Annotated in this window: 7 protein-coding genes and 1 pseudogene; 1 reads left to right on the top strand and 7 read right to left on the bottom strand. The window is 42.8% G+C overall.

Annotated features, from left to right (window positions below):
- The 5 genes from fliJ to fliF all read right to left on the bottom strand — a co-directional run.
- Positions 1-321 (bottom strand): flagellar export protein FliJ (fliJ, locus tag BHE89_RS06805; protein ID WP_128860366.1); only part of this gene is annotated, 321 nt, incomplete at its 3' end.
- A 36-nt stretch (positions 322-357) separates the two neighbouring features.
- Positions 358-1,725, bottom strand: coding sequence for a flagellar protein export ATPase FliI (gene fliI, locus BHE89_RS06800; RefSeq protein WP_069367487.1), 1,368 nt, complete (start codon positions 1,723-1,725; stop codon positions 358-360).
- The gene (fliH, locus tag BHE89_RS06795) at positions 1,725-2,444 is read right to left on the bottom strand and encodes a flagellar assembly protein FliH (protein ID WP_069367488.1); all 720 of its coding nucleotides are present in this window, start codon (positions 2,442-2,444) and stop codon (positions 1,725-1,727) included. The genes fliI and fliH overlap by 1 nt, the downstream gene beginning before the upstream one ends.
- Positions 2,437-3,435 carry a flagellar motor switch protein FliG gene (gene fliG / locus BHE89_RS06790; protein WP_069367489.1) on the bottom strand — a complete coding sequence of 333 codons (999 nt, stop codon included), beginning with the start codon at positions 3,433-3,435 and terminating at the stop codon, positions 2,437-2,439. The genes fliH and fliG overlap by 8 nt, the downstream gene beginning before the upstream one ends.
- Positions 3,432-5,159, bottom strand: coding sequence for a flagellar basal-body MS-ring/collar protein FliF (fliF, locus tag BHE89_RS06785; RefSeq protein WP_069367490.1), 1,728 nt, complete (start codon positions 5,157-5,159; stop codon positions 3,432-3,434). The genes fliG and fliF overlap by 4 nt, the downstream gene beginning before the upstream one ends.
- 276 nt (positions 5,160-5,435) lie before the next feature.
- On the opposite strand from fliF, the gene fliE reads away from it, so the two are divergent.
- A complete protein-coding gene (gene fliE, locus BHE89_RS06780; RefSeq protein ID WP_004248328.1) occupies positions 5,436-5,747 on the top strand; it encodes a flagellar hook-basal body complex protein FliE in 312 nt (103 codons plus the stop codon).
- A gap of 5 nt (positions 5,748-5,752) precedes the next feature.
- Here fliE and BHE89_RS06775 read toward each other — a convergent pair.
- Positions 5,753-6,013, bottom strand: a pseudogene (locus BHE89_RS06775) (integrase); the annotation flags it as partial.
- Positions 6,014-6,319: 306 nt separating this feature from the next.
- Positions 6,320-6,565: hypothetical protein (locus BHE89_RS23715; RefSeq protein WP_216080990.1), on the bottom strand; the 246-nt coding region annotated here is incomplete at its 5' end.

Here is a 6,565-nt window from a genome sequence, read left to right as displayed (position 1 = left end):
TTGCTGTTTTTCTCTCCATTGTTCAGTTGCAAGATCAAGCTGCGCCTGCCAATGTTGAAGTTGTTGTTTATGTTGTTCGATAGTCAATTCGAGCGTTTTGAGGAATTGTTGGTAGTTTTGCCACGATGCTGACGACATCCCCCCTAAATTCAACGTTTCATTTAGACGTACACGGTATTCATCCTGATACCCAATCAACATATTGAGTTGCTGTTCCATTTGTTGATGACTCTGCCGGACCTGAGCCAGTTGAATAGCGGCTTGTTCAGCCGCTGTCTGTGCCAGTTCTCTCAGTGTCACTAAAGGTGACTGCTCCCGCATTGGAACCCTCTTTACTTTCTCTGATTATGTTCAGAATTAGTTCACTGTGATCAGTTGATTAAGTTGCTCACATGCACTTTGATAACTGCATTGCTCTTGGATATCTTGTTGTAAGAACTTCGCGAGGGATGGATAAAGCGCAATGGCTTTATCAAGCATAGGATCACTACCCGCGGCATAAGCACCTACGTTAATGAGATCTCGGTTACGTTGATAACTAGACAAAAGCTGTTTAAACACTTGTACGCGACGATAATGTGTTTTATCAATCAGTGATGTCATTGCACGGCTAATTGAGGCTTCGATATCGATAGCAGGGTAGTGCCCCGATTCTGCAAGAGAACGCGAAAGCACAATGTGACCATCTAAAATCGCACGCGCAGAGTCAGCAATGGGATCTTGCTGATCATCACCTTCTGTTAAAACAGTATAGAAAGCCGTGATAGAACCGCCACCATCAACGCCATTTCCTGCACGTTCGACCAGTGCGGGTAATTTCGCGAATACAGAAGGTGGATAGCCTTTGGTTGCAGGCGGTTCGCCGACAGCAAGGGCAATTTCGCGTTGCGCCATACTGTAACGTGTGAGTGAATCCATAATCAGTAAGACATGTTTTCCGCGATCACGAAAATCTTCAGCAATACGTGTTGCATAAGAAGCGCCTTGCATTCGAAGAAGGGGGGATACGTCAGCAGGTGCTGCAACAACGACTGAGCGTGCTAAACCTTCAGTACCGAGAATATTTTCGATAAAGTCTTTAACTTCACGTCCACGTTCACCAATTAATCCAACCACAATGACATCAGCTTGAGTAAAACGTGCCATCATGCCTAATAACACACTTTTACCGACACCAGAGCCTGCAAAAAGCCCCATTCGCTGACCACGCCCTACGGTTAACAGTGCGTTGATTGCACGCACACCCACATCCAGTACATCGGTAATTGGGGTGCGTTGTAGTGGGTTGATAGGAGGTGTGATCAGTGGCGCACGATAATCTGCATCGGGTGGTGGTAAACCATCTAAAGGATAACCAGAGCCATCTAACACGCGCCCTAATAGCGCATCGCCAAGCGGCAACTGACGACCTTCATTTTCCCCACCTGGAGTCGCCTGTGCATAAACACGAGCACCTGGTGTTAATCCCTCGACTTCCTGTAAAGGCATTAACAACATTTGACTGCCATTGAAACCAACGACTTCACTTTCAACTTCTTCAACAGTTTTACCAATGGTACGTTCTATTAAACACGTAGAACCAAGAGGCATAACAAGCCCCTTAGCTTCCATGACTAAACCTGTTGCTCTGGTTAAACGTCCATATTGACGCACACGCGGAATTTTATTTAAACGCGCTTCTGCATCACTGAGTTTTTCTAACCAACGCCCCAATCTTGCTGTCATTACAACGCCTCCGGAGCAGCAAGACGGCAAAGTTCATGCCAACGAGTTGCAATCGTGGCATCAAGATCGCCATCATTTGTTACAACACGACATCCACCAACATGAATACTGTTATCGGCAACCACTTTCCAACCATGAGCAGAAAGTGAGTCACCCAGCTCTTTTTCAATTTGTGGAATATGTGTTGGGTTAACTCTTAACTGTGGGTTGTTTGAGAACATTTGTTCTTGTTGCAACATTAAGGTGATTTGCGTCAGTAATGCAGAACCATCACACACCGCAGGCTGACCCAGAACTTCTTTTGCTGCTGTGAGCGCGATTTGCATTAAACGTGAAGCAATAACACTGTCTAACCCATTTAAAGAGTGCTTAAACTCAGCCAACAATCCTTGCCATTCATTAATTAATGGCGATTGTTGAGCAATTCCTTGGCGAATGCCTTCTTCAATACCTGATTGTAATCCAGCCTGATAGCCTTCCTGATAACCCTGGTTTTTCCCTGCCTCAAAGCCTTCAGCGTGGCCCAATTTCTGGGCCTTGTCTTTCATGTCATCAAGCATATTAATTTGCTCAAGAACTTTCTGTTGCTGAACAACTTCTTTTTCCTGTTTTTCGACTTCCTTTTCGTCTTCTGTCGTTTCCTCGACCGTTAATGCCCAATCTGTGAGTTCTTTGGGAACCCAAGGCTTCCAGTTAGTATCAGTATGTTTATCAGACATAGGTATCGTCTCCTCCATGAAGAACAACCTCTCCAGTCTCTGCTAATTTGCGTACCACAAGCAGAATTGCTTTCTGCTCTGCTTCCACTTGAGACATTCGAACAGGGCCGCGAGAACTCAAGTCATCACGCATGATTTCAGCAGCACGTTGCGACATATTGTTGAGGAAGTGATCGCGTAGCTCTTGATCGCATCCTTTCAATGCCACAACCAAGGACTCGGATTCCACTTCCTGTAGAATGCGCTGGATAGAACGGTTGTCGATATCGATAAGGTTTTCGAACAGGAACATTTCGTCGATAATTTTTTGTGCCAATTCGCCGTCGTAATCGCGAACCGCAGTAATAACATTCTCTTCTTGCTGGCTCTTCATCAAGTTGATGATTTCAGCCGCAGTACGAACACCACCCATTTTACTGCGTTTGAGGTTTTGACCATCAAGCAGGTTATTCAGTACTTCAGTTAACTCTGCTAATGCTGACGGTTGAACACCACCAAATGTTGCGATACGTAACATCACATCATTACGTAATTTCTCATCAAACAGTGCCAAAATATCTGCAGCTTGACCCCGTTTCAGGTGAACTAAGATGGTTGCGATAATCTGCGGATGTTCGTCGCGGATAATATCGGCAGCCATTTGTGGCTCCATAAAGTTAAGTGTTTCGATACCCGTTGTGGTTTCACGAGTTTCAGAGATCTCATCTAAAAGATTATTCGCACGTTCTTCACCTAAAGCTTTAACAAGAACAGAGCGTAAATAATCGTTCGCATTGACGTTCAATGCTGCGTATTGGACGGCATCTTCTTCAAAGCTTGCCATCACATCAATCAATTGCTGATTTGAGATCTGACGCATTGAAGACATCGCAATACTTAGCTGTTGAACTTCACGTGTGCTTAGATGTTTAAATACTTCCGCCGCTCGGTCTTCACCGAGTGTTAGTAACATAACGGCGCTTTTTTCGGTTCCAGTTAAGTTATTACTCATTGTTCTTTACTCATCCATTGACGAATAACCATTGCAACGACACGAGGATCTTTCTCTGCCATTTCACGGATACGTTGGCTCTGCAATTCGGCACTGACACGTTGACGTGCTTGTTTACGTCGTGCTTCGTCATCTAATTCGGCTTCATCTACATCATCTTTAACTTGTAGCTGCGTTTTCAGCACGGCTTTCTGTGCCGCAATCTCAGCTTCACGGCGTTTTTCAAGCTGTGGTTTCACCAGTTTGCGCCATAAGATCCATGCGATGATGACAAGTAATAACCAGCGACCTAAATCTAATGCTTTCGCAAGAATTTCTGGGTTTTCCCATACAGGAACAGTGATTACTTTCTCTTCAATATCGTTGAACTGAGAGTTCACGACACTTAAAGAGTCACCACGTTCTTGAGAATAGCCCATCGCTTCACGAACAAGCCCTTCAATTTGCTGAATTTGCTCATCAGTTAGCGGAACAAGTTTAGTTTCAACAACAGGCTCTTCGCCTTCTGCGGCTTCTTTCTTATCTTCAACGGTTTTGTAGTTCACAATAACAGCGACAGAAAGACGCTCGATATTACCTACTGGACGCTTGATATGACGAATTCGGCGATCAACTTCATAGTTAGTTGTTTCATCTAAACGGCTATTGCTGTTTGGATTGCGCGTTAATGTGCGATTTGTTCCAGTTGCATTGGCGTCATCTGTTTTCTCACCTTCTTGCGCTTTTGATGTTTCAATAGGCGCTTGTGGGGGAGCAACAGGTTGATTAGATAATGCCCCAGGAACACCACCCGCTAACATGCCACCATTTTGCTCACTTTGGCTCAACTGTTTTGAACGTACAGCAGCTTGATTGGGTGGCTGATTTGGTTTGTACTCTTCTGCTGTCTCTTCTGTATGAGAGAAATCAATTTGAGCAGTTACCTGTGCATGAACGTTTCCACGACCCACAATTGGGCCTAATAACGTTTCAATACGTTGCTGATAACGGCTCTCTAGCTCTTGAACATATTTCAGTTGGATAGAATTAAGGTCACGACCTAACGTATCAGGTTGTGTCAATAATTTACCGCTTTGGTCAACGATGGTCACACTGCTGTCAGGCATACCAGCAACACTGCTCGCAACGATATGCACGATGGCATTAATTTGACCTTCATCCAGTGTTCTACCCTGTAAAAGACCCACCGTAACGGATGCAGAAGGGGATTTCTGTTCACGAACAAAAAGAGATGGTTTTGGTAGTGCTAAATGAACTCGAGCATTTTGTACAGGACCTAATGTCTCGATAGTGCGAGCAAGCTCACCCTCAAGTGCACGTTGATAGTTAATTTGTTCACTAAATTGGCTGATCCCGAACTTTTCTTTATCTAACAGTTCAAAACCGGCAGCACCGCCTTTAGGAAGCCCCGCTTGCGCGAGTTTCAGGCGTAATTCATGAACCTGATTGTCAGGCACCATAATCGCCGCGCCATTTTGTGACAAGCGATAAGGTACATTCATCTGTGTTAACTGTGTGACAATTTCGCCACCGTCTTTATCGCTAAGATTACTATAAAGCACCTTATAATCAGGGCTTTGTAACCATAAAAATGCAGCAACAAAAATGGCAATAGCCGCTGAACCCGCAATAATGAGCGGAATTTTCGGATCGGCTTTTATCCGGTTAATAATGGCGTTAAAACCCTTATTCTGGTTCACAACGTCGGTTTTTTCGGCATTCATAGACAATCCTTGCCTTGTAGTTCGGGATGAATACTAAAAGCGTGGCGTAACAAAACAGACTCCCCTTACGCAAATAAATAAACCTACTCTCAGGTGTCTCATTATTGGCCTTTTGCGTTTCATTTAATGGCGTAATTAGCCCTTAACTTTTGCGTTAATTACTCGCTTTGGAATGAAGCCCCTGTGTTAGGGTATAACTCGGTAAGCGTGTTGGTTCACTTCCTTACTATGACATTGATTCAATAATTGAATTAGATGATTAACGCAGAGGTTTATATGTCAATTCCAGCTATTGAAAGTGTTCTGGATAAAATGCAAATCCAGACTTTACAAGCATCCAATATTGCGAAACCCCAGCCAGTACAGGCAGGGTTTGCCACTCAGCTTGTTCAAGCCGTGGGTAAAATTAATGAAACTCGAGTGAATGCAACCAACAAAGTTCAAGCGTTTACCTTAGGTACACCCGGTGTTGAATTAAATGATGTGATGGTGGATATGCAAAAATCCAGTATCTCATTACAAATGGGGGTACAAGTGCGTAATAAGCTCGTTGCTGCTTATCAAGAAATTATGAGTATGCAGGTGTGATAGGGTTAACTATTTGATATAAATCGAATGTTATCTTTATTATGACTCGATGGGGACACATAGGGGACTGAATCATTCAATTTTTGGTTTAATAGCGATATTTGGTCTTGATCGTTCTCAGGCGTCCAAGAACCATAAACATCGTGTACCATCTTTGATGATGAGTGCCCCATCTGTGTTGCAATGAATGCAGGATTTGCTCCAGCAGATAACATCCAACAAGCATAGGTGTGTCTTGTTTGATATGACTTTCTGTGCCTAACACCAAAAAAAGAGGTAATCCTAAGTGTCATCTTTTGTTTTTTGAATATAAAAGGGTGGTGCCTGTATTTCAGTAGAGACATAAGTCCCTACGAGGGAAGGGCAGGTAGCTTTAATAAATAAAAATATAAAGCGGTGCTATCAAAATAAGACTCATCGCTTGGAGTGGCACTAATGCGATTGTTTTTAATGTTTCTGATGGTTCTAAATGTTTCGAATAATAGTTAATTTTGACAAAAACAGGTTGAGGTAAGGGATATTTTTCTAATAATTCATCTTTATTGGATAAATTTACCCTCTCTCCATTAGCATTAAATTGACCAATAATAAAAAAATCTATTTTGATAATCAGGTATCTGATTTTTAATCATTTCCTCATCACTATTAAACTGATAATTGCTTTTATAAAAATGATAGTTACTGGCAAGATCATAGAGTTCATCTATAGAGAAATCTTTAGGATCTAAATAAATCATATAGTTACCATTAACAACGCTCCCCATTATTCCTAGGCTAGCGCTAAAATAAATAACCTTATCATTATATTTAGAAGTGGC

The sequence above is a fragment of the Shigella sp. FC1967 genome, assembly GCF_001743005.1.
In the GTDB taxonomy this organism is placed as follows: Bacteria; Pseudomonadota; Gammaproteobacteria; order Enterobacterales; family Enterobacteriaceae; genus Proteus.
This window is presented reverse-complemented; position numbering and strand designations above follow the sequence as displayed.

Bases quoted from the DNA above. Each gene is read 5' to 3' on its own strand.
- fliF (WP_069367490.1), bottom strand. From the start codon at position 5,159: ATGAATGCCGAAAAAACCGACGTTGTGAACCAGAATAAGGGTTTTAAC.
- fliH (WP_069367488.1), bottom strand. From the start codon at position 2,444: ATGTCTGATAAACATACTGATACTAACTGGAAGCCTTGGGTTCCCAAA.
- fliI (WP_069367487.1), bottom strand. From the start codon at position 1,725: ATGACAGCAAGATTGGGGCGTTGGTTAGAAAAACTCAGTGATGCAGAA.
- fliG (WP_069367489.1), bottom strand. From the start codon at position 3,435: ATGAGTAATAACTTAACTGGAACCGAAAAAAGCGCCGTTATGTTACTA.
- fliE (WP_004248328.1), top strand. From the start codon at position 5,436: ATGTCAATTCCAGCTATTGAAAGTGTTCTGGATAAAATGCAAATCCAG.